Annotated in this window: 19 protein-coding genes; 6 read left to right on the forward strand and 13 right to left on the reverse strand. The window is 68.1% G+C overall.

Going from position 1 to position 21,946, the window contains the following annotated elements; all coding sequences use genetic code 11:
* Positions 1-121: 121 nt before the first annotated feature.
* The 4 genes from FMQ63_RS02965 to FMQ63_RS02980 form a co-directional block, all read right to left on the reverse strand.
* A complete protein-coding gene (locus FMQ63_RS02965; RefSeq protein WP_011553692.1) occupies positions 122-424 on the reverse strand; it encodes a hypothetical protein in 303 nt (100 codons plus the stop codon).
* A 34-nt stretch (positions 425-458) separates the two neighbouring features.
* Positions 459-968 carry a TlpA disulfide reductase family protein gene (locus FMQ63_RS02970; protein WP_011553693.1) on the reverse strand — a complete coding sequence of 170 codons (510 nt, stop codon included), beginning with the start codon at positions 966-968 and terminating at the stop codon, positions 459-461.
* 95 nt (positions 969-1,063) lie between these two features.
* Positions 1,064-3,067, reverse strand: a complete 2,004-nt coding sequence (locus FMQ63_RS02975; protein WP_225909269.1) for a M36 family metallopeptidase — start codon at positions 3,065-3,067, stop codon at positions 1,064-1,066.
* 258 nt (positions 3,068-3,325) lie between these two features.
* On the reverse strand, positions 3,326-4,816 hold the full coding sequence (locus FMQ63_RS02980) for an MFS transporter (protein WP_011553695.1): 1,491 nt from the start codon (positions 4,814-4,816) through the stop codon (positions 3,326-3,328).
* A 206-nt stretch (positions 4,817-5,022) separates the two neighbouring features.
* Between FMQ63_RS02980 and FMQ63_RS02985 the strand changes: the two genes are divergently transcribed.
* Genes FMQ63_RS02985 through FMQ63_RS02995 form a run of 3 tightly spaced genes read left to right on the forward strand, consistent with a single transcriptional unit; the run spans position 5,023 to position 7,156 of the window.
* Positions 5,023-6,021, forward strand: coding sequence for a polyprenyl synthetase family protein (locus tag FMQ63_RS02985; RefSeq protein ID WP_011553696.1), 999 nt, complete (start codon positions 5,023-5,025; stop codon positions 6,019-6,021).
* The gene (locus FMQ63_RS02990) at positions 6,018-6,614 is read left to right on the forward strand and encodes a GbsR/MarR family transcriptional regulator (protein WP_011553697.1); all 597 of its coding nucleotides are present in this window, start codon (positions 6,018-6,020) and stop codon (positions 6,612-6,614) included. Before FMQ63_RS02985 ends, FMQ63_RS02990 begins: the two co-directional genes overlap by 4 nt.
* 20 nt (positions 6,615-6,634) lie before the next feature.
* On the forward strand, positions 6,635-7,156 hold the full coding sequence (locus tag FMQ63_RS02995; RefSeq protein WP_011553698.1) for a gamma-glutamylcyclotransferase: 522 nt from the start codon (positions 6,635-6,637) through the stop codon (positions 7,154-7,156).
* A 204-nt stretch (positions 7,157-7,360) separates the two neighbouring features.
* On the opposite strand, the gene FMQ63_RS03000 is transcribed toward FMQ63_RS02995, so the two are convergent.
* From FMQ63_RS03000 to FMQ63_RS03020, 5 genes are all read right to left on the reverse strand, one after another.
* Positions 7,361-7,570: a hypothetical protein gene (locus tag FMQ63_RS03000; RefSeq protein ID WP_020478143.1), complete on the reverse strand. Its 210-nt coding sequence runs from the start codon at positions 7,568-7,570 to the stop codon at positions 7,361-7,363.
* Between the two features lie 788 nt (positions 7,571-8,358).
* A complete protein-coding gene (glgB, locus tag FMQ63_RS03005) occupies positions 8,359-10,563 on the reverse strand; it encodes a 1,4-alpha-glucan branching protein GlgB (protein ID WP_011553700.1) in 2,205 nt (734 codons plus the stop codon).
* A complete protein-coding gene (locus tag FMQ63_RS03010) occupies positions 10,560-11,894 on the reverse strand; it encodes a phosphotransferase (RefSeq protein ID WP_011553701.1) in 1,335 nt (444 codons plus the stop codon). The genes glgB and FMQ63_RS03010 overlap by 4 nt, the downstream gene beginning before the upstream one ends.
* Complete coding sequence (gene treS, locus FMQ63_RS03015; RefSeq protein WP_011553702.1) at positions 11,891-13,546, reverse strand: maltose alpha-D-glucosyltransferase; 1,656 nt, start codon at positions 13,544-13,546, stop codon at positions 11,891-11,893. Before treS ends, FMQ63_RS03010 begins: the two co-directional genes overlap by 4 nt.
* 16 nt (positions 13,547-13,562) lie before the next feature.
* Positions 13,563-15,560, reverse strand: coding sequence for an alpha-1,4-glucan--maltose-1-phosphate maltosyltransferase (locus tag FMQ63_RS03020; RefSeq protein ID WP_011553703.1), 1,998 nt, complete (start codon positions 15,558-15,560; stop codon positions 13,563-13,565).
* Between the two features lie 220 nt (positions 15,561-15,780).
* Here FMQ63_RS03020 and FMQ63_RS03025 point away from each other — a divergent pair, with 220 nt between their 5' ends.
* Positions 15,781-16,380: a sigma-70 family RNA polymerase sigma factor gene (locus FMQ63_RS03025; protein ID WP_011553704.1), complete on the forward strand. Its 600-nt coding sequence runs from the start codon at positions 15,781-15,783 to the stop codon at positions 16,378-16,380.
* 16 nt (positions 16,381-16,396) lie between these two features.
* On the opposite strand, the gene FMQ63_RS03030 is transcribed toward FMQ63_RS03025, so the two are convergent.
* Positions 16,397-17,035, reverse strand: a complete 639-nt coding sequence (locus tag FMQ63_RS03030) for a pentapeptide repeat-containing protein (RefSeq protein WP_011553705.1) — start codon at positions 17,033-17,035, stop codon at positions 16,397-16,399.
* 61 nt (positions 17,036-17,096) lie between these two features.
* Complete coding sequence (locus tag FMQ63_RS03035; RefSeq protein ID WP_011553706.1) at positions 17,097-17,453, reverse strand: hypothetical protein; 357 nt, start codon at positions 17,451-17,453, stop codon at positions 17,097-17,099.
* Positions 17,454-17,647: 194 nt separating this feature from the next.
* Here FMQ63_RS03035 and FMQ63_RS03040 point away from each other — a divergent pair, with 194 nt between their 5' ends.
* Together FMQ63_RS03040 and FMQ63_RS03045 are read left to right on the forward strand one after the other, a co-directional pair.
* Entirely contained in the window at positions 17,648-18,346 is a 699-nt protein-coding gene (locus tag FMQ63_RS03040) for a hypothetical protein (RefSeq protein ID WP_011553707.1), read from the forward strand.
* Between the two features lie 12 nt (positions 18,347-18,358).
* Positions 18,359-19,318 carry a hypothetical protein gene (locus tag FMQ63_RS03045; RefSeq protein WP_011553708.1) on the forward strand — a complete coding sequence of 320 codons (960 nt, stop codon included), beginning with the start codon at positions 18,359-18,361 and terminating at the stop codon, positions 19,316-19,318.
* A 163-nt stretch (positions 19,319-19,481) separates the two neighbouring features.
* Here the strand turns inward: FMQ63_RS03045 and FMQ63_RS03050 are convergent, their stop codons facing one another.
* A complete protein-coding gene (locus FMQ63_RS03050; protein WP_216608552.1) occupies positions 19,482-20,411 on the reverse strand; it encodes a DUF4382 domain-containing protein in 930 nt (309 codons plus the stop codon).
* 135 nt (positions 20,412-20,546) lie between these two features.
* On the reverse strand, positions 20,547-21,932 hold the full coding sequence (locus FMQ63_RS03055; RefSeq protein ID WP_020478142.1) for a sigma 54-interacting transcriptional regulator: 1,386 nt from the start codon (positions 21,930-21,932) through the stop codon (positions 20,547-20,549).
* Positions 21,933-21,946 lie beyond the last annotated feature (14 nt).

Genomic DNA, 21,946 nt, shown 5'->3' on the forward strand with positions numbered 1-21,946 from the left:
CGGTGGTGGCCCGCGCGAAGGTGCGCGGGAAGGTCGGACAGGGCTTGGGCGCAGCGGGAGGACGTTCGCGCACGTCCGGCCACGGCCCTCGCAAGACACACGTCTCCCGTGAAGGGCGGTGTCAGGCTCTGGGCGGCTGGAAGATGTCGGTCCCTACGCCGGAGAGCGTGGGCTCCTCCACGCGCGAGGGGATGGGCAGCGGCCGGGGCGGCGGGATGAGACGCGCGTTGGGCAACGCGGGAGCGGGGGCGGCTCTCAGCGGGCAGCACACGCACAGCACGCAGTTGGGCGAGCAGTCCTCGCACTCGTCGGATGCCTCTTCCGCGCATTCGTCGTGCACGTCCGACGCCAGGGCCAGCGTCTGGAAGACGCCGCCCGTCATCAGGACGAGGAGCACGGCGAGAAATCGCAGAAGGGACTGCATCCGGGACCGGCTTATTAAATGGGGCTTGGCGGTGTCAATCCAGCGGGCGAGGCGCTGAGGGTGAGGGTTCGCGTATCAGGCGCTCCAGCAGACGGCGCATCGCGCCGGCATCCCATTCCCGCGGGCCCGAGAAGCGGGCGACCTGGCGGCCGTCGACCAGGAGGACGCTGACGGGGAGCTGGTCCGCGCCGAACGCGTCACCGGCCCGTTTGTCCACGTCGAGGCGCAGGTGAAGCGGCGTGGGTGGAGGCCCCTTGAAGAAGGACTCCACCGCCTGGGGCGTCTCGTCATGGCTGAAGACGACGACCTGGAGGTCCTCGGGGGGCGCTTGGGCCAGGGCGACGAGCTGGGGTGTCTCCTGCCTGCAGGGCGGACACCACGACGCCCAGAACACGATGAGCAAGGCGCGGGAGGGCGGCACGTCCGCGACGGTGGGCGCGGTCCCCTGGAGCCGGACATAGGCCGGTGGGGGCTCGCGCTTGCATGCCCAGGTCAGCGGCGACAGGCCGAGCAGGAGCAGGCTCAAGGCGGTAGGCGTGCGCATCCTGAGGGTGATACCTCAAGACGCGGCGCCTGCCATGCGCGCCTGGGACCAGGCCGGAGCCCACGAGGGAGCTCCGGCCCGGTGGGGTTCAACGACTAGAGCTTGGCTGCCGTCGCGCTGAAGGCCGCGCAGGCGGCGGGCACCGCGAAGCCGTTGGTGGGCGTCGTGCCGCCGGAGCCGCTGGACACGGCGTTGGTGCCCATGCCGAACGCGGCGAAGGCCGTCCACAGGCGGCAGACGTCCTCGCCACCGTGCAGGGTGGTGGCCGCGGTGATGATGCCGTCACGCACCTGGGTGAAGGTGGGGCTGCACGGCGTGTTCTTCAGGCCCTGGGTGAAGTACAGCATCATGCGCTGGTTACCCGCGGTGCCCGTGGCGTCGTACAGGTTGGCGCTGAAGCCGTGGTGGTTGACCAGGGCCCAGTAGGCCTCCCACATGCCCTGGGCGAACACGGCACCCACGCCGTGCGGAACCGCCATGCCGTTGATGCTGGCGTAGGTCCAGGTGTTGACGGCGCTGCTGGTGCTGTAGCGCTGGGGACGGATGCCCACGCCCGTGGTGGGCTGGTTCAGGGCGTAGGTGCCCACGCCGCGGCCCTGCGCGCCGGTGTCCGTCGCCTTCGCGGTGTAGAAGAGCGACAGGAAGTCGCTGATGCCCTCGCCCGGCTGCTGGCGGTTCGACAAGCAGGACACGTTGCTGGGGCCGCCCACGAGGCGGTTGGAGATGCCGTGGCCGTACTCGTGGACGATGATGCCGGCGTCCAGGTCTCCGTCCTTGTTCGGCGTCACCGTGTTCCAGCGGTACATCTGCATGCGCGGCCGTTGGCCATCCGGCGGGGTCATGAAGTTGGCGTTGTTCATGCCGCCGCCGTCCTGCGCCTCCGCGCGGACGTCGTCGTTGCCGGCGCCGCCCCGGCCGTAGTTGTTGACCTGGAAGTTACCGGACGCCTCATCGAAGCCGTACTGGTACTGGACGTCGTGGATGATGTTGTTCCAGTAGAACAGGTTGGTGACGGCCGCGGGGATGTACGTGGACGGCGCGCCCGTGAGGGTGATGGGGAAGTCGCAGTGGATGAGCGAGGTGCAGTCGGGCTGCACGGCGGGCGGCAGGCCATCGTTGTTGGTGTCCTCGTAGGCGTGGACGTTGTTGCCGCGGAGGGTGGTGTACTCCGCGCCGGCCGCTCCGTTCGTATCGTGCCAGCCGTAGGGCGACGCCGTGGCGTTGGCGGGGTTGGAGACCAGCACGCGCCCATCCGCTGGCGGCAGCGGCGTGGTGTGGTTGGGGCTCTCCACCGGCATGGGATAGACGCGGTAGGCATCATCGGCCGCCACCCAGTCGAAGCGGGTCCAGACCTCGCCCGTGGACGCGTCCACCGTGACGTCGTAGGCGTGGTCGGTGTCCAGGGTGTGGACCTGGAAGCGCCACACCAGCCGGGCCTCGCCTCGGCGGACCGGCAGCACCGCCAGCTCCGCGTCGATGGGCTCGGTGGACAGGCCTTCCACCGCCACGCGCGTGCGCTGACGCGCGCCGGGCTCGGCCTTCAGGGACTGCGGCGCCGCGGAGAGGCGGACGCCCAGGTGCTTCGCCACGCCCACCACCGCGTCCGCGGCGCTCAGGCGCGGCGTGGTGCCAGCGAGCGAGGACTCCAGGGCCGGGAGGAAGTCGCTGTGCACGCTGAGCACGCGGCCGTCGCGGTCCACGTTGATCTGAAGCTGGCCGTTGTAGACGGGCAGGCCCCGGTACGTCTGGCGCAGGTACAGGTTGGTGGTGCCGCTCACCTTCGAATAGACGCGGTCCGTCACCTCGAGGTTCGCCAGGTCGTTGAGCCCCAGCCCGAGCGCGTCCCGGTGCTTCTGGACGAAGTCCAGGCCAATGGCCATCGGGTCCCCGCTGCGCGGATCGGAGAGCGCACCCACCGGATTGGTGAGCGAGCGCACCAGGCCGTTGGACTCGTCGAACTCCACCATCAGTTCCGGCACGGCCTGCCGCAGCGCGGCCTGGCTGGACGTCTGGGCAGACGAGATGCCAAACCGTGCCTGCGCGTTGTAGGCATCTCGCGCATCGTAATTACGAACGCCTTCCTCTGAATGGACTGCCATTGCAGCGGAACCCGAGAGGGTTCCCACGAGAAACACCGCATGAAAAAGGCGCCTTCGGTAAGGACCTGAGGACATGTCGTGCTCCTGCACTGCGGGTTGACCGCGCTCCTCTGGGAGCTACGGTGCTGGAGCGGCAGAAATCACACTTTGAGTGAAAATAGCAAATCACCAACTAATCTGGAATTCTGCGGTTTTGTGCAACGGATTTGCACAGTCCCGCAGTATGACAAGCAATGACGCTGTTGCGTCTTTTGAATGTCAATCATCCAACGCTGCGCGGTGAGCAGGAATTGGCCGCGGGAGCAGGCGCGACAGCAGCGCTCTCACGGAGCGCACGGGGTGGGCGCCGGGCTCGGGGATGCGCGCCGTCAACAGGGCCGCGCCCAGGCGGGCCACCGAGGACAGCACGAAGAGCGCGTGCAGGTTCACCCAGACGTGGCCGCCCAGGGTGAACTGGGTGGGCAGGGCGGCGGCGATGGCGCCTCCCAGCGCGGCCGCGGCGGTATAGGCCAGGCCGCCGGCGGTGGCGAAGGCCGCCAGGTAGAAGGGGCGGTTCTTCCGGGGGGCGACGGTCAGGGGCAGCTCGAAGATGGCCAGACCGTGACCGCTCCACAGCGCCCCGGCGAGGACGACGTCGAAGAGCAGGGGCCACAGCGTCCCCGCGGAAGGCAGCAGCCACAGGGCGGGGATGGCGGCGATGCCCAGTGAGCACGCCATCAACACGGGCTGGGCGCCGCAGCGGTCAATCACGCGGCCCCAGAGTGGCGCCGCCAGGATGCGCACGCCCGCCACCGACGCGGCATGCAGCGCCATGATGACGAAGGTCATCTGGAGGTTCTGGAGGCTGTGTAGCGCGAAGAAGGGCGCGGACACCCCCACCGCCGCGTTCCAGGCCACCTGGTAGGTGAGCACCCGGCGCGCGTTGTCATCCTTGAATGGGACCAGCGCGCCCTTGAGATCCAGGGGCGGGGTGGTGCCCGGGGGCGCCGGGTCGTGCTGCGAGGCCATGAACAGGGTGGTGACGATGCCCATGACGCACGCCCCCAACGCGAGCAGGGGCAGGGCCACGCCCACGCCGTCCGTGGGGCGCAGCCGGTCCATCAGGAGGCCCGCGCCGAGGGAGGCGAGTGTGCCCGCCAGCGTGGTGAGCGCGGTGCGGCGTCCGAAGAAGCGGCCCCGGACGGCGCGGGGCACCAGTTCCCCCATCCACGCCACCCAGGCGTTGTTGCCCACCACGCTCAACGCGGCGGAGACGCCGGCAACCGTCAGCAGCAGGCGCTGCTGGGATTCGAAGGGCAGGCCCAGCCAGGGCAGCACCGCCAGGGGGAACATCACCACGCGGGACAGACACACCGCGGTGAGGGCCACGCGCCGGTGGCCGAAGAGGCCCGTCAGCCAGGCCGCGGGGAACTGCACGAACTGCGCGAAGAAGGGCAGGGCCGTCATCACGCCGACGAGGAAGGGCCCCAGCTTCAGCGCGATGGCCCAGGCGGTGAGCACCGTCGCGCCCGCGCACGCGGTGAAGACCTCCGAGAACATGCCCTCCACCACGGAGACGCCCAGCGTTCGGCGCAACCGTCCGTGATGGGGGCGGACCCTCGGTCCGGGCCCGTCCGCGGGCGGTGCCCCCAGGAGCGGTGCCGACGAGCCGGGCAGGGACGCGCCGGGGCGGAACAGCGGAACCGCGGAAGCAAGGGAGGCGAAGCTGAAGCTGCGGAGGAACTGTCGACGGGAGGCTGCGCGGGTCACAGGTCCGCTCTCTGTCGCACGCTCCGCTGGGCCCTCTCAATCCACCCCCGGTGGGCCCCAGGGTGCTCGGTCGCTCTCCGGGCGGGAGCGGCGCGGCTGTCCCACATGCTCCGGCACCCGTTCACGTCTGGCTGCTGGGCAGCGCTGGAATCAGGTGCAGTTCAAGCGGTCTTGAACTATATGAACGAACGAGGAGACGGCGCACTATGGATCTGGCTCGGGAGCTGACGGATTTTCTGGGGGCGGTGGAGCAGCGGCTTGGCAGCACCCTGGTGGATGGCGATGCCGGTCCGGACGTGAAGGGCGACACGCTGATGGAGGCGGCCCGCCACCTGTGCCTGGGCAGCGGCAGCAAGCGCGCGCGCCCCATGCTGGCGCGGCTGTTCGGCGGCGCGGTGGGCGTTCCGGCGGAGCGGCTGGTGGACGTGGCCGTGGCCGCGGAGCTCATCCATTCCGCCAGCCTGCTGCACGACGACGTGGTGGACGCGGGCATGTTCCGCCGGGGCCGGCCCACGGTGAACGCGCGCTGGGGCAACATCGTCGCGGTGATGAGCGGCGACCTCATCCTGTCCACGGGCCTGTTCCAGCTGTCCCAACTGGACGCGCGGCTGACGCGCAGCGCGCTGTCGGTCGTCTCCGAGATGACCCGCGCCGCCATCGCCGAGGTGGAGGCTCGCGGCGACCTGGACCTGCCGCTCAATCGGCTGCGCTTCATCGCCGAGGGTAAGACGGGCTCGCTGTTCGGCTGGTGTGGCAACGCGGCGGCGACGCTGGCGGAGCACCCCGAGGCGGTGGAGCGTTTCGACGGCTTCGGGCGTCACCTGGGCGTGGCGTTCCAGATTGCCGACGACATTCGCGACATCCTGGGCACGGACGTAGGCAAGCCGCGTTACGCGGACGTGCACTCGCGCACGCCGTCCATGCCCATCCTCCTGGCGGTGGCCAAGGATGAGTCGCTGCGGCGCAAGCTGAAGGACGCGTGGGCGTTTTCGGCGATCACGCCAGATCGCACGAAGGAGATTGGCGCGGCCATCGAGGCCACGGGCGCCGTGGATGCCTCGATGGCGCGGATGAACGTCGAAATCGAGGCGGCGCTCGACAAGCTGGGCCACTTCGCCAAGGAGCCCGCGGGCGCGGAGCTGGTGAGCTGGGCGCGGAAGCTGTCGGCCGGCATCGCCGAACAAGTCCAGGGGCGCGCTGCATGAAAGGCTACCTGTGGACGGGGGGACCCGGGAGCCCTGCCTCGGAGGCGCCGCCAGCGGATGGCCGGCTGGCGCCCTGGGAAGCCATCGCGGTGGACGCGGTGGGCAATGTCATTGAGTTCTGGGGGTTCAAGCGCAACCAGGGACGGGTCTGGGCCCTGCTGTACCTGCGCGGTGAGCCCCTGACGGCGGGAGAAATCGAGCGCGAGCTGGACCTGTCCAAGGGCGGGGTCTCCATGCTGCTGCGCGACCTGGAGCGCTGGGGCGTCATCCAGCGCGTGCGCCTGCCCCAGGACACCGTCTGGCGTTACGGCGCGGAGAACGACCTGGTCCGGATGGTGACGCACGTCATCGAGGAGCGGGAGGCGGGCTTCGTCGCGCGCATTCGCGCCGACCTGGCGGAGGCCCGGCGGCTGGCGGAGACCCAGTCGGGGCTTCCACCGGACCGGCTTCAGCGACTGGAGAAGATGGCCACGCTGGCCGAGCACGTGGAGCGCGCGCTGCGGCTGTTCATCAAGACGTCCCGGCTGGATGTGTCCGGTGTGCTGTCCGTCTTCCGGGACGAGGCCACTGGGGCGCGCCGGGGCTCGAAGTAGTCTCAGTCAAAGGGGCGGACATGGATTCGCACTATGATCAGGTGATGAAGGCGCGTGCGGGCGCGGACCCGTCGGCCACGCGCCTGTACTTCGCGTACTCGACCATCCTGGACCGCGCCGCGTTCGAGGAGTGGCGGTCCCAGCACAGCTACGACTTCTTCGAGCTGCCCGAAGGGCGGCTGGCCGAGGCCGTGGATGTGGATCTGGTCTATGACTTCCCGTCGCGCTGGTGGGGTGGGCGCGTCGCGGGGCTGACGGATTCCGCGGGCCAGAAGGTGTACGGCCGCCTGTTCGAGATTCGCGGCCAGGACTGGCCCATCATCCAGCACAAGGAAGGCTTCGTGACGAGCATGTGCGTGGAGCGGCCGGTGCGCGTGCGCGTGGATGGGCAGGAGCTGGAGGCCACGGCGTTCGTCACGAATCCGCGGCGTACGTCGGCGGACGGCCCGGTCAGCACCCGTTTCGTGGACGCGCTGGTGCGCGGTGCCCAGGCCGCGGGCCTGCCAGCGGCCTACGTGGAGCGGCTGAAGCGCGGCGAGTAGCCCGCGAGGACGTTCCGTAAGTCCTCGGACAAAACCCAGCGAGGTGCCTTCCCTCCTCGCTGGGAGTGCACAGCTTGGGCGGCGCGTATGTTCTTCTTCTTCTCGAACCGGCTCGGCTGTATCGGCAGCATCCTGGTGTCGATCGCCCTGAGCGCGGTGCTCTACTTCCTGTTCATGCGCTGAGGCCCAGCCCCTGGGCTCGGCTCACGGATTGCCGTGCCACAGGTCGTCCGAGTCCTCGGAGTCCAGTGGATGGATGGTGATCTCGCGCCCATCCTTGTCGGGCGTGCTGCGCACCGCCTCCGTTTCGTCCGGCGTTCGAGGTGCCCGCTCAGAGAAGTTGTCGTTTTGAAGGTGGCGCTGACGCTGCTCACTGGTCCCGCCGTACCCTTCAATGATCCTCTTCTTCGTCATCCCCGTCCTCCTGGTGAGTCGATCGCCCAGAAGTAGGCTGGGGTCGGATGGAGGAGGGAGCAAGCGGCGTCGCCTGCTCGCCCGGTGTGCGGGCGATGTGTCGGAGCCTTGTGGGGCAGTGCCTACATGCACGAACCATCAGGTATTTTTAGGACGGCATGAGACCGTCGTTCCTACATGAACATCAGGGCAGGGAGCCCAACGTGGCTGATCGGGACAGATTTCCTGTCTGTATGTTCAGTGGGTCATGCGGTGTTCGGCCAGGCCATGCCTACATGAACGAACTATCAGGCATTCTCGGCCTCATCATCGCGGCGCCGCTGTGAGCGGGGCTTCGGTCGCGCGCCGGGTTCGGTCGCTCTCGGATTGCTGATGACGCGTTCAGTGGGGCGAGGACCCTCGATTGTGTCAATGCCCACATGGTCGCGTGTTCAGTGTCGTGCGGAACTCTGATCGCGGCCTGCTTGCTGATGATATGTTCAGTAATTTGGATGGCGCCGTGGATGTAAGCGCCTACATGATAGCACGTTCAGTTGTGTTGCATGGTTGAACGCCGTTTTTGACTGACTGGATGTTCAGTGAAATTTGGCACCCCGTGTGTCGAGTCTATGGGCCTGATCGGTCGGTGCCTGGCAGGTTCCCGTTCACTGACTGGATGTTGAGTGATTTCAACATGTTTTGATATGTGTTTGTGAATGATTTGTCTGTGATTGCTGGTTGTCTTTGGGGCGGGGGCAGGGGCGTCCGCGGTGATGCTGCGGCGAACGCCTCTGTGTCGAGGCATTGACTCAGCCCGGCGTGAACCACAACACGGACAACGGGGGCAGGGTGAGGGTGGCCGAAGCCGGCTGGCCATCCCAGCCCGTGGGCTCGGTGTGAATCTGGCCCATGTTGCCCAGGTTGGAGCCGCCGTACTGCTCGGCGTCCGTGTTGAGCAACTCCACGTAGCGGCCCTGGAACGGGAAGCCCACGCGGTAGTTCTCACGCACCGTTGGCGACAGGTTGGCGATACACACCACATGCCGTCCTGGCTGACGCGCGCGCCGCACGAACGCGAACACGTTGTACGCGGCCGAGTCCGGCTGGAGCCACTGGAAGCCCATGGGCTCGCCATCCGCGTCGTGAAGCGCGGGCATGTCCCGGTAGATGCGGTTCAGGTCCGAGACCAGTTGAAGGATGCCGTGGTGCCCCGGGTCGTGCGTCAGGTGCCAGTCCAGGCTCTTGTCGTGGTTCCACTCGGCGGGCTGGCCGAACTCGCCGCCCATGAAGACGAGCTTCTTGCCCGGGTGCGCCCACATCCACGCGAACAGGGCGCGCAGGTTGGCGCGCTTCTGCCACGGGTCGCCCGGCATGCGCCCGTACAGGCTGCCCTTGCCGTGCACCACCTCGTCATGGCTCAGCGGCAGCATGAACTGCTCGCTGAACGCGTACAGCAGGCCGAAGGTGAGCTGGTTGTGGTGGTACTGCCGGTAGATGGGGTCCTTGGAGAAGTACGACAGCGTGTCGTGCATCCACCCCATGTTCCACTTGTAGTCGAACCCCAGGCCGCCTTCGGACACCGGCGCGGACACCTTGGGCCAGGCCGTGGACTCCTCGGCGATGACGACGACGCCCGGGTGCTTGCGGTGGACCGTTTCGTTCAGCTCGCGCAGGAAATGGATGGCCTCTTCGTTCTCCCGGCCGCCCCAGCGGTTGGGAATCCACTCGCCCTGCTTGCGGCTGTAGTCGAGGTAGAGCATCGACGCCACCGCGTCCACGCGCAGTCCGTCGATGTGGTACTCCTCGATCCAGAACAACGCGTTGGCGATGAGGAAGTTGCGCACCTCATTGCGGCCGAAGTTGAAGACCAGCGTGCCCCAGTCCGGCTGCGCGCCCTTGCGCGGGTCGGCATGCTCATACAGGGCCGTGCCGTCGAACTGTCCCAGGGCGTGCAGGTCGCGCGGGAAGTGTCCGGGCACCCAGTCCACGAGCACCCCGATGCCTTCCTGGTGCATGTGGTCGATGAAGAAGCGCAGGTCATCCGGGTGGCCGAAGCGCGCCGTGGGAGCGTAGTAGCCGCCAACCTGGTAGCCCCAGGAGCCACCGTAGGGGTGCTCGGCCACGGGGAGCAGCTCGATGTGGGTGAAGCCGGTGAACTTGATGTACTCGGCCAGCGCCGGGGCCAGCTCCCGGTACGTCATGGGCCGGTCGCCGTCTTCCACCACCCGGCGCCAACTGCCCAGGTGGACCTCGTACACGCTCCACGGTTGGTGATGGACGTCCCGCCGCTGGGCGCGTTGCTCCAGCCACGCCGCGTCGCCCCAGGTGTAGCGCGCCAGGTCGTGCACCACGGAGGCCGTGGCGGGGGGGACCTCGGTACGGAAGGCGAACGGGTCCGCCTTGAGGACGTTGGGCCCGCCCTGGCCGGGGCGAATCTCGAACTTGTACCGGGTGCCTTCGCCCACCTCGGGGACGAAGAGCTCCCAGATGCCGGAGGAGCCCATGCGGCGCATGGAGTGCAGCCGGCCGTCCCAGCCGTTGAAGTCACCGACCACGGACACGCCCGCCGCCGTGGGGGCCCACACCGCGAACGAGGTGCCGCGCACGCCGTGGTGGTGCAGCAGGTGCGCGCCCATGCGCTCCCAGAGGCGCTCGTGGCGGCCTTCACCGGCGTAGTACAGGTCCATCTCCCCCAGGGTGGGGAGGAAGCTGTACGGGTCGCGAAGCGTGAAGACGCGCTTGCCGGGGTACTCCACTTCCAGCAAATAGTTGAACGTCTGGTCCTTGCCGTTGATGCGGGCCTCGTAGACGCCGCCCGGCCGGTGCGTCATCGCGACGCGACCGCCGGATTCCGGCAGCACGTGGATGGCCACGGCGTCCGGGCGGAAGGCGCGAATCACCACGCCATCCCCATCCGGGTGGATACCCAGGACAGCGTGCGGCTCCGGGTGCCTCAGTTCCACGACGCGTTGAAGCTCCGCGTCGACCTGGGCCTTGTCGGCTGGCTTCCTCACTTGGATGCCTCCATACGCAAGAGGGCCTGGAGGGGGATGCGCACCCAGTCGGGCCGGTTCTGCATTTCGTATCGCACTTCGTAGAGGAGTTTCTCCAGCTCGAAAGCACGCAGCATCACGTCGAAGGTGTCTTCGTCCGAGGGCAGGAAGGGCGCGCCGCGCGTCACCTGCCGGTAGCCTTCCACGAAGGCGTCGCGCATGGTGCTGATGCGCTCGTGGGGCGTGCCACCCTCCAGCGCCACCGTCGCCTCCGCGTAGTCGAACGAGCGGATCATCCCCGCCACGTCGCGCAGCGCGCTGTACTTCTCCCGGCGGGCGGTGAAGGAGCGCGCGGGCTCGCCTTCGAAGTCGAAGATGATCCACTGGTTGTTGGCGCGCAGCACCTGCCCCAGGTGGAGATCTCCGTGGATGCGAATCTTCTGACCGGAGGGCGGCACCTGCGCCAGGCGCTTCGCGTGCTCGATGAGGTCCTCGCGCCGGTTCTCCAGTTCCGGGTTCTGCCGGCTGGCGTCCGCCAGCGTCACGCCCAGCTCCCCGACGATGGAGGCGCTCCAGCGTTGGAGATCCTCTTGCAACAGCGGCTCCGGAGTGAAGGCCGGGTCTTCTTCGGTCGCCGAGGCGAACGCCAGGTGGAGCTCGCCCAGGCGTGTGCCCAGGTCACGCATCTCCGACTGGAAGCGCGGACCCACGGCGCGCTCCTGGCGCAGCCGGTCCAGCGTGTACTTCCAGCCGTCCGTCGCGTCCGGCACGAAGCGGTGGGCCACCGCGAGCGTCGCGCCCGCCGCCCCTTCCAGATGCAGCGCGCCCAACAGCGTGGGCGTGGCGCGGAACGATGTCTTGGTCGCGAGGAAGCGGCCTACCTCATGCTCTGGATTCACGCCGGCTTCCAGCTTGCGGATGATCTTCAGGATGACCTTCTCACCCAGCACCACCGAGGTGTTGCTCTGCTCCACCTGCAGCCGCCGCACCTCCGGTGACGCGGGGAGCGCGAGCAAGCCGTCCTGACCGCCAATCCACTCGCCTTGCACGCGGCCGGACGCGGACGCCACCTGGCCTCCGGTTCGGATGAGGTCGAAGAGGCCGCGCAGGCATTCATCGCTCTCCAGCGCGTCTCGCACGCCTTCGGTGGAGGGATGGACAGGCAGCAGGTAGCGCTCCGGGCTGCCCAGTTCGTAGATGACCTCCACCACGGCGAGGCTGAACGAGCAGCCGCCCGATTCGACGGCGGCGTGGTCCATCACCGTGACGTGCTTGATGGGCCAGGCCTTGCCGCTGAACCAGCGCTGGTGCTTGAGGTAATCAGGGAGCTTGGTCAAGTCGAGGGTCGTCATTCGAGGCTCCTCACCTGCTGGGGCCTGTCCAGCCGGAACCACAGAAACATGAAGGGGCCCATGGAGAGCTGATACGGCAGCTCACTCACCCGCGGGAAGGGGGTTTCTCCAATCAGCTCCACCGGCACGGCGCCTTCCCACTCGCGCATGTCGAGCACCGCGGGCTGGGCAAAGCGCGACAGGTTGCACACCACCAGAACCGTCTGGCCCTCCCATTCACGGATGAAGGCCAGCACCTTGCGATTGTCCGTCTGGAGGAAGCGCAGGTTCCCCAGCGAGAAGACAGGGTAGCGCTGGCGGATGCGAATCATCCGCTTCACCCAGTGCAGGAGGCTGGACTTCACCCGCTCCTGCGCTTCCACGTTGATGGACTGATAACCGTACACCGGGTCGGCGATGACGGGCGCGTACAGGCGTGCGTAGTCCGCGCGGCTGAAGCCCGCGTTGCGGTCTCCCGTCCATTGCATGGGCGTGCGCACGCCGTTGCGGTCGCCGAGGTAGATGTTGTCGCCCATGCCAATCTCGTCGCCGTAATAGAGGACGGGCGTGCCGGGCAGGGTGAAGAGCAGGCTGTGCATCAGCTCGATGCGCCGGCGGCCGTTGTCCATCAGCGGCGCCAGCCGGCGGCGGATGCCCAGGTTGATGCGCATGCGCGGGTCGGTGGCGTATTCCCGGTACATGTAGTCCCGGTCCTCGTCCGTCACCATCTCCAGCGTCAGCTCGTCATGGTTGCGCAGGAAGATGGCCCACTGGCAGTTGTCCGGGATGTCCGGCGTCTGCTGCATGATTTCGACGATGGGCGTGCGGTCCTCGCGGCGCACCGCCATGTAGAGGCGGGGCATCACCGGGAAGTGGAAGCCCATGTGGAACTCGTCGCCGTCGCCGAAGTACACGCGCACGTCGGCGGGCCACTGGTTCGCCTCCGCCAGCAGCATCTTCCCCTTGTATTCGGAGTCGATGGTCTTCCGCAGGCGCTTGAGGAAGGCGTGCGTCTCCGGAAGGTTCTCGCAGTTGGTGCCTTCGCGCTCGAAGAGGTAGGGCACTGCGTCGCAGCGGAACCCGTCCACGCCCATGTTGAGCCAGAAGCGCATGACGTCCAGCATGGCTTCCTGCACTTCGGGGTTGTCGTAGTTGAGGTCCGGCTGGTGGCTGAAGAAGCGGTGCCAGAAGTACTGCTTGGCCACCGGGTCCCACGTCCAGTTGGAGCGCTCCGTGTCCAGGAAGATGATGCGCGCGCCCTTGTACTGTTCGTCGGTGTCGCTCCAGACGTACCAGTTGCGCTTGGGGCTGTTGGGGTCGCTGCGCGCTTCCTGGAACCAGGGGTGCTGGTCACTGGTGTGGTTCACCACCAGCTCGGTGATGACGCGGATGTCGCGCTTGTGCGCCTCATCCACCAGTCGCTGGAAGTCCGCGAGCGTGCCGTAGTCCGGGTGGACGCCGTAGAAGTCCGCGATGTCGTAGCCATCGTCGCGCAGCGGCGAAGGGTAGTGGGGCAGCAACCAGAGGCAGTTGATGCCCAGGTCCTGGAGGTACGGAAGCTTCTCAATCAGACCGGGGATGTCCCCGTGGCCGTCGCCATTGGAGTCATGGAAGGCACGCAGGTGCAGCTCGTAGATAAGGGCTTTCTTGTACCAGAGGGGATCCAGGTCCATTACGCCTCTCGGGTTGTCACTCGTAGTAGTCGAACGCGTTCTCGGTGCGGCGGAACCGGTGAACGGCCCAGAGGGCCGCAGGCTGCTCGGGCGTCAGGCGCACCTGCACGTCCGGACCCTGCCATAGCGAGCGCTGGTCCGACATCAGCTCGTGCACCTGATACGTCTCGTCAGGGCGCGCGCCCAGCCACTCGAGTGGCACGTGCAGCAGCGCCTCCTGGGCGGCATACGGATCCAGGCTCACCGCCATCAGCACCAGGCTGCCGCCGTCTGGCGTGCGCTTGCCGTAGAAGAGGACTCGGTCGTTGTTCGACGAGAAGAAGCGCAGCGTCCCGTACTGATGCAGCGCGGGGTGCGTGCGGCGCGCGGCGTTGAGGCGCGCAATCCAATCCCGGATGTTGCCGGGCCGGTCCAGGTCCCACGCGACCAGTTGGTACTTCTCCGAATCGGTGTACTCCTCCTTGCCCGGGATGGGGCGGCCCTCGCACAGCTCGTAGCCGCAGTACATGCCCCACACGGAGGAAAGCGTGCCGGCCAGCGCCGCGCGCAGACGGAAGGCACCGGGCCCCGCGTTCTGGAGGAACTCCGGGAGGATGTCCGGCGTATTGGGCCAGAGGTTGCCGCGGAAGTAGTCGGACACCGGCGGCTGGGTGATCTCCTCCAGGTACTCCTGGAGCTCGCCCTTGAAGTTGCGCCAGGTGAAGTAGGTGTACGACTGGGTGAAGCCCACCTTGCCCAGGGCCTTCATCACCTTGGGACGGGTGAAGGCCTCGGACAGGAAGAGGACCTGCGGATGGGCTTCCTGCACGCGGCGGATGAGCCAGGCCCAGAATTGCGTGGGCTTGGTGTGCGGGTTGTCCACGCGGAACGTGTTCACCCCTTGCTTCACCCAGTGGAGGACGACGGATTCCAGCTCCGCCCAGAGCGACTCACGGGCGGGGCCCATCCAGTCGAAGTTGACGATGTCCTCGTAGCGCTTGGGCGGGTTCTCCGCCGTCTTGATGGTGCCGTCCGGCCGGTGCTGGAACCACTCCGGATGTTCCTTCACGTACGGGTGGTCCGGCGAGCACTGGAAGGCCAGGTCCAGCGCCACCTCGATGCCGTGAGCCTGCGCCGTCTCCACGAAGTGCCGGAAGTCCTCCAGCGTCCCCAGCTTCGGGTGCACGGCCTTGTGGCCGCCTTCCGAGGCACCAATGGCCCAGGGGCTGCCCACGTCGTCGGCCGCCGCGGCGAGGCTGTTGTTCTTGCCCTTGCGCGCCGTGCGGCCAATGGGGTGGATGGGCGGGAGGTAGACGGTGTCGAAGCCGAGCTGCTGGATGTACGGCAGCCAGCCTTCCGCGTCCCGGAAGGTGGCGTGGGTGACGCCGTCGCGCTTCGCCGAACGCGGGAAGAATTCGTACCACGCGCTGAAGCGGGCCTTCTCCCGGTCCGCGAAGACCTCCAACACCTTGTCGTAGCGGCGGGCCAGTGAACGGTCCGGATGGGTCGAGGCCACGTCGGCCAGCTCGGGTGCCAGGGCCACGGCGAGGAGGTCAGGGGAGGGGGGCTGTCGCAGCCGGACGGCCGCTTCGCCCAGCACCCGCGCGTCGTCCGGCTGCTTCGCCGTACGGGCACGGGCGACGGCGCCTTCCAGCAGGGCGGCGCCTTCCAGCAACTCGCTGCGCACGTCCCGGCCCGCGTCGACCTTGCGCTTCAGCTCGGACGTCCAGGTCCGGAAGAGGTCTGGCCAGGCCTCAATCGTGTACTCGTAGCGGCCGTTCCGCGTCAGGGGGAATTCGCCTTCCCACCGGTCATTGCCGAGGAAGCGCATGGGCACTTCCTCCCAGTCGGTCTGCTGCGCCCTGGGCGTCACCTGGCGCCAACGGATGACGGCGACGAGGACATCATGGCCTTCCTTGAAGACATCGGCCTTGACGGTGCACCGCTCTCCCACGACGCGCTTCACGGCGTGACGTCCAGCGTCCAGCTCGGGGCTGACTCCCTCGATGAATACGCTTCCGAGTCGTTCAGTCATGGTGGCTGGCGGCCCTTATAGGTCTTGGGTTGTGATTGCCTCGCGGCGAATCGCGGCTGTTGTCGATGCTGGACGCCTTCCGTGCCAGCCGCGTTGGCTCGTCAACGTTAAGGATGGGGGCGGGCACTGCCCACCCTGGAAGGCACAGCGCGCCCGGGTGCCCGCCTGCCGATACTTGAAGCTGGGAACTGCCCTGCCGATTGAGCTATCCGGGACGAACATGGCGCCTCCTTCCTCCGCTGTGCCCCGAGCAAGCGACCCAGCGCTGGACCTGGCCCTCCTCCGGCAGGTCGCCATGGGAAGCCCGCAGGCCATGCGCGACGTCTATGCGCGCTGCGGCGGACGGTGTTTCGCCATCGCGTTGCGGTTGCTACCAACACACGCTGACGCGGAAGAGGTGTTGCAGGAGACCTTCCTGGAGGTCTGGCGGCGCGCCCGAGAGTTCAATCCAGAACGCGGCGGTCTGGAGGCATGGGTGGCGACGATTGTGCGCACGCGCGCCATCGACCGGCTGCGGGCGCAGGGAACCGCGGCCCGGGTGGTGGAAGGGGCCGTGCAGCAGGAGCCTCCGGTCAGCGCCGCGCCCGCCGCGCCGGACGAAGCGGTCAGCCAGGAGGAGGCTCGTGCTCGCGTGGTGGCGGCGCTGGCCCAGCTTCCTCCGGAGCAGCGGGCGGTGGTGGAGCTTGCCTACTTCGAAGGCCTCTCCCAGCGGGAGATTTCCGAGCGCACCGGAGACCCATTGGGCACGGTGAAGACCCGTGCGCGGCTCGCGTTGGAGAAGCTGGGGGCGTTGTTGGAGATGCTGCGCCCCCACGCCTAGCCCCAATGCCGGTCAGTCAGGAACGGCCCTTCTTGCGCTCCGTCTTCGCCTTCGGGACCTCACCGTAGCCGGACACCACGAGCCCGAGCGTCTGGACGAAGTTCACCGCGGCCTCCACGGGGATGCGCGTGGCCTTCACCCGGTTGCGCGCGGGGTCGATGAACACGCCCTGCGCGGTTCCGAAGTCCGCCTTCGTGAGCGTGCAGCCGCGGAAGTTGCTGCCGGTGATGTCCGAATCGCTGAAGTCCGCCTCGGACAGGTCCGTGTCGATGAAGTTCATCTCCAGCGCCGTGCAGCGCAGGAACGCCGTCTTCCGCAGGCTGAGCCCCGCGAAGGTGCAGTAGCGCAGGTTGGAGCCGTCGAAGGTGACTTCGGGGAAGGTGCCCACGTCCGTCCAGTCGATGCCCATCAGCTTGGAGCTTTCGAACCGCACGTCCCGCAGCGATGTCTCCGTGAACCGGGCTCGCGTGAGGTCGCAACCGGTGAAGACGCAGGATTCCATCCGAGTCCTCGTCCAGCGGCTCTCCTGCAGGGTGCAGTTGAGGAACGTGCAGCGGTAGAACTCCTTCCCGCCCAGGTCCGTCTCCTGGAGGTTCAGGTCGGCGAAGGTTTCGTTCTCGAAGCTGTCTTCTTCGTGGATGCGCTGGGTGGCCATGGCGGGCCCGTCACTAACGCCAGATGGCGCTCGCGGGCCAAGTCATTTCGCTCCGGACTCTCTATCCATGACGGACGGTGAAGGCCGCCAGCAGGGGCCCCGCCAGGCGGGTGTTCGCGGGAGACGTCGGTCCTCCTTCGGGAAGCTGCGTGAGGAGCGCCTCCAATGCGGGCTTCATCTCCTCGAAGGCGGCGGTGGCCGCCGCCGCGTTGTCGAAGAAGCGGTGGTAGAGGAGCCAGCCGGTGACGGAGCAGGCGATGGCGTGGAAGGAGCGGGTGTCATCCAACTCGTAGGTGAGCCGCGCCAGGCCGCCGAAGTCCTCATCCCGCGCGATGGTGCCGCCCTGGGTGCCCATCCACCCGATGGAGCCCCCGTCTTCATATGGCCGCCACGCCGCGTCGTCCGCACGTCCCACCATTCCACCCCTTGAAAGGAAACCAGCGCCATCATGCGTGCCCCGGGGCGGACGCTCCAGGACTCCGAGGACTCCGCTTCGTCCGGAGGTGGACGTCGGTTCAGCGCGGAGGAGGTAGGGAAGGGGAGCACGCCGCTGTTCGCGGAACAGTTGCGGCGGGACGGTTTGTGCCCGGCGAGGCGCCGTCCTAACCTGCCATGTCCATGAAGGCGATTCTCGTCTCCCTTTTCCTGTTGGGCTCGGCGCCGGACTCCAGCGCGCCAGCGATTCCGCCCGAAGCGCTCGCGGCGCCTCCTGTCGCGGATGAGTCCCCCACCGCGTGGTCCTGCACCGTGGACACCCTGCGTGCTGGGAAGGAATGCGTGTTCGAGGCGGACCTGTCCGCGGGCGCGCCCAGCGATTCGCAGGACGCATCCAACAAGAAGCTCCTCCAGGACGTGGCCCGCGCGCTGTGCACGGAGGCGGTGGGCAACATCCGCGAGGGCCGCCCGGACGCGACGCTCACCGCGCTTTGTGAGCGGCGCTACATCACCGCCGTGGACCAGTGCGGACTGGAAGGCACGTCGTTCGTGGTGGACGCCAAGGGTCGCTTCGCTCCCGGCGCCCGCTCCTGCTACCGCGCGCTGGCCAACGTCCTTCAAGAGGTGCAGTTCATGGCCACGGTGGCCTCGCCGTGCTGCGAGTGCGCCGCCCGCGCCAACTGCCCGGGCACCGCCGACCGCTGCTATGCCGAGGTCGCCCAGCAGGCCACCGCGCCCCAGACGCAGGCGTGCCTGAGTGACAGGTGCGCGGATGCGTGCGCCGTCGTGCTGCCGCTGCCTCGCTCCGGAGCGCACCCCGCGCCCACCGTCCAGCAGCGCAACCGTTCCGCCAGCCCTGGCTCCGCTTCCCTCTAGGAGTTCCGCCCCATGCGCCGTCCTTCCTGGAAGCTGTCCTCCTGGGCCCTGATGGGCACGTTCGCCGCCGGCTGCGGCGCCTCGCATTCCCACGTGACGTGGTCGGAGGACGCGCCTCACCCGAAGGAGGAGGTGTTCGTCGCCAGGCCTCCGCCGGAGCCGCCCGCGCCCAGCCCCACCTCGGACCCCAAGGCGTTCGCCGCCCGGTACGCCAACCCGTCCGTGTGTGAAGCCGCCGCGCGGCGCCTCCAGGGCGCTTCGCGGGATGAGGCGTGGGATGGCCTGAAGGCCTGCATCGAGCACACGCCCTTCACCCAGCTCAACGCGCTACTGGGCCGCGCCTGGGCGCAGGACCTGAGGGTGCGTCCCGAAGGCGCGAAGCTCATTGCCCGCGTGGTGGCCCAGCGCGGTGGCAGCGTGACGGGCGAGCTGCGCTACCTCCAGGAGAAGCAGATCCCCATCTTCTCGTTGGCCTCCGCCATGGACCGGCCGGACACGTACAAGGGCCGCTACGTGCTGCTGCGCGCGCAGGTCGCGGACCAGCGCTCGGAAGGTGAGCGCCCCACGGTGTGGCTGGTGGAGCAGGCCCTCAGCTCCGTCCAGACGGACGAGGTCGTGGGCTATGGCGAGCGCATCGACTCCGTCACCACGTACTCGGGTGACCTGGCCGGGCAGTCCGTGCTCACGGGGCCAGGGCGGATCGGGGGCTCGGTGAGTACGTCCGAGCGCTCCGGCCGCAACACCACGCGGCGCTTCGTGGAGAACATCTCCGATGAGACGGGCCGCGAGGCCCTCGGCCGTCTGGCGAGCGCCGACCCGTTCCTGGAGACCCGGCGCGACTACGTCATCCTCGCGCGCTTCGACGGTGTCCGCCTCACGTCGGGCGGCGCGGAGACGGATGACGAAGCGCCGCGCATCCCGGTGCTGACCATCGTCAGCTACCACGCGCCGCAGGCGCTCGTCGTCTACTGAGCGGCCTTCGACGCGGACTCGTCGCGGAAGGCCGGCGGCGTGCGCACTTGGTGCCTGGGTGACACAGAAAAAAACGAGGCGCCGGGGAACTTGCCCCGACGCCTCGCCCTGGGAACCGACCCCGCGCCAGTCCCCACGTAACCGTGTGCAGGTCGCGCCCGCGCTACTGCTGGGTCGCACCCGTAATCGTGAAGTGATTCGCCACGTCGCGGCCCGAACCCACTTCCACCGTCACCGGCTGGTCGGGCGTGGTGGAGGCGCTGACGAAGGCGGGCGGCTCGAGGTGCACCGTGAAGGTGCCCGGAATGAGGAACTTGAAGACCGCCTCGTAGGTGCCGTCGCCGTCCTCGTCGGTCAGCGCCAGCCGCTCACTGCTGCCCGCCTCGTTCGTCATCACCGCGTTGAAGTCGCCCAGCGTCACCTGGTGGCCGTCGACCACGGGCAGTGTCACCGTCGCGGCCGTGTCCGCCGTCACGCGGATGCTGCCGGAGGCCGTCACCTCGGCGGACTTGATGACCGGATTCATCACCCACTTGCCCGCGTTGCCCGCTTCCTTGCCAAAGCTCTGGCCGACGTCGAAGTCCACGAGCAGCACCTTCTGCTCGCCTTCGATGGTCAGCTTCTCGGAGAACTTCACCTTCAGCCCGGACGTGCCGTAGCTGGGCATGTGAAGTTGGCCGCCCACCTGCGTGCCCGCGGGCAGGCCGGAGTAGTCGGCTGACGACGCGAACACGGTCGAGGTGCCGTCCTCATTCGCCACCTCGATGTAGCCACCGGTGATGACGAAGCGAAGCTCGGAGTAGTCGCCATTGGGGACCACCGCGTCAGACACCAGTTCAGACGTGGAGTTGGCGAGCTCCAGCAAGCTCACGGTGGCGGGGGTATCACGCAGCACCACGCGGCCACCTTTGCCGTCGCCGCCTTGCAGATAGATTTCGGAGATGGTGACGACAGCGGTGCGGATGTCGTCTCCCGGCGCGTCGGTCAGAAGCAGCGTGACCTTGCCCTCGTTGCCGCCACACGCCATCAGCGGGAGCAGGGCGATGGGTAGCAGGGCCAACAGGGTCGAGCGTAGGCGTGAGCGAAGAGTCATGGTCGGCACGTCCCGGAATAGGGCCCGCTGGAATACCGGGCCGTTCGACACGTAATGACCCGGCCCGGAAACATCCGGCCACGCGACCCTGCAGATGTCGCCGCGAAAGCAGGGGGCTTGGAGGCCCACACCCACTTACGCCGGTGACGTGTCCAGGCCGTGCTTGCGCAGCAGCTTGCGCAGGTACACGCGGTCGATGCCCGCCTCGCGGGCCGCGCGGGACACGTTGCCCTCGCAGCGGTCGATGAGGGCGCGCAGGTAGTCGCGCTCGAAGCCTTCGATGATGCGGTCCTTGGCTTCCTTGAAGGGGAGGTCCAGGGAGATGGGGCGCGTGCTCTCCGGGTCGTCCGAAGGCGGCGGCAGGGTGGTGGGGTCCTCGGGGGGGGAAGGCAGGTCCGGGATGTCCGGCAGCGCCTCGTCGCCCAGGTTCACCACCCGGTCCACCACGTTGCGCAGCTCGCGCACGTTGCCCGGCCACGGGTACTGCGCGAGCAGGGCGCGCGTCTGGTCCGACAGTGCGCTGGGAGGACGCCCCATCCGCTGCAGCACCGTATCGACGAGCAGCGGCACGTCTTCCAGTCGCTCCCGCAGCGGCGGAAGGCTGACGCGGAGCACCGCGAGCCGGTGGAAGAGGTCACCACGGAAGCGCCCGGCCTGCACCGAGCCCTCCAGGTCCTGGTGCGTGGCCGCGACGACGCGCACGTCGAAGGTGCGGTAGTCGTTGGAGCCCACGCGCTTCACCTGTCGGCGCTCCAGCGCGCGCAGCAGGCGGGGTTGGACTTCCAGCGGCAGTTCGCCGACTTCGTCCAGGAAGAGCGTGCCGCCGTGGGCGCGCTCGAAGGCGCCCGCGCGGTCGGAGTGCGCGCCCGTGAAGGCGCCTTTCACGTGTCCAAAGAGCTCGCTCTCCAGCAGCGAGGGGGCGATGCCCGCCAGGTCGGCGATGACGAAAGGCCCCCGGGCCCGAGGGCTGTGCGTGTGGATGGCCTCCGCGCACAGCTCCTTGCCCGTGCCCGTCTCACCCTGGATGAGCACGTCCGACTCGCCCGCGGACAGCCGCTCCAGCAGCGTGAAGAGCTCCCGCATGCGGCGGCTGTTTCCCACCAGTGAGCCGAAGGCGCTGCGCGCGGACAAGGGACGCGCCCGGGGCCGCTCGCTTTCTGGCATCAGCTTCAGCTCGGAGGTGCCCAGCTTGAGGACCGCGCCCGTGCGCACCTCCAGCTCCTGGAAGCGCATGCCTTCGCAATAGGAGCCATTGCGCGAGCCCGGGTCCACCGCGCGCACGCCGCTCTCGTTCACATCGAGGATGAGGTGCTGGCGCGACACCGCCCGGTCCGACAGGAGGATGTCCGCATCCCGGCCCGAACCCACGCGATAGCGTCCCGGCATCAACGGCCAGTCGCGGCCAGCGTCCGGACCCGACAACACCACCAGCCGGGTACGTACCCGTTGGACGCGAATGGCCGGCAACGCATCGGTGCGGACCAGCTCGTCGTCCCCATCCTCATCTCCCAGACTCGCCACGGCGCGGACGATAT

The organism is Myxococcus sp. CA005 (genome assembly GCF_006518205.1).
Classification (GTDB): Bacteria; Myxococcota; Myxococcia; order Myxococcales; family Myxococcaceae; genus Myxococcus; species Myxococcus xanthus.